Here is a 532-nt window from a genome sequence, read left to right on the forward strand (position 1 = left end):
TGCCACTACTGATCACGACGATTGGCTTTACTCTATCTACAGTGGCATTAGCTTGCAAAGCATTTTGTGCATAAAAATCCTGCAACCATTGCTCATACTGGCTCTGCGCATCCTCTGGCATGATGCGCTCGTACCAAGCAATACTATCGATATGCACACCGCGCGCCTGTAAGGTATCGACTAGCAGACGACGTCCGCCAAGCCCGCGCCATATCAATAGCTTATCGCCTGCTTGTAGACTTTCTATCTCAGGCATCGCTAGCATACCTTCATTATTGGCAATGCTAGGCTGTCGTACTTGATAACTGGCCCCGGGTAGCTGGGCATTATTGAGGACAGCAGCAGTCGCATCACCAACCGCAATCAAATGACTTGGCGTTTCTAACGCCATCAATGCGGACTCTACCAGCTCAGTAGTCTTATTTGGTTTTTGACGCTCAACCTCAAGTGCTTGCCACATGGCTAACCCAGAGGCCGCAGCGGTCGGACTAACAATAACCAATGCTTGATAATCACCTGCCAGCCACTGCCG

General features: G+C 50.2%; 1 protein-coding gene. It reads right to left on the reverse strand.

Translation table 11 applies throughout. The features are described from left to right. The coding region (locus AAEZ03_RS25800) for a uroporphyrinogen-III synthase (RefSeq protein WP_350582556.1) at window positions 1-532 on the reverse strand (532 nt) is incomplete at both ends.

Origin of the sequence: Pseudomonas sp. HY2-MNA-CIBAN-0224, assembly GCF_040310285.1 — a bacterium.
GTDB lineage: Bacteria > Pseudomonadota > Gammaproteobacteria > Pseudomonadales > Pseudomonadaceae > Aquipseudomonas > Aquipseudomonas helleri.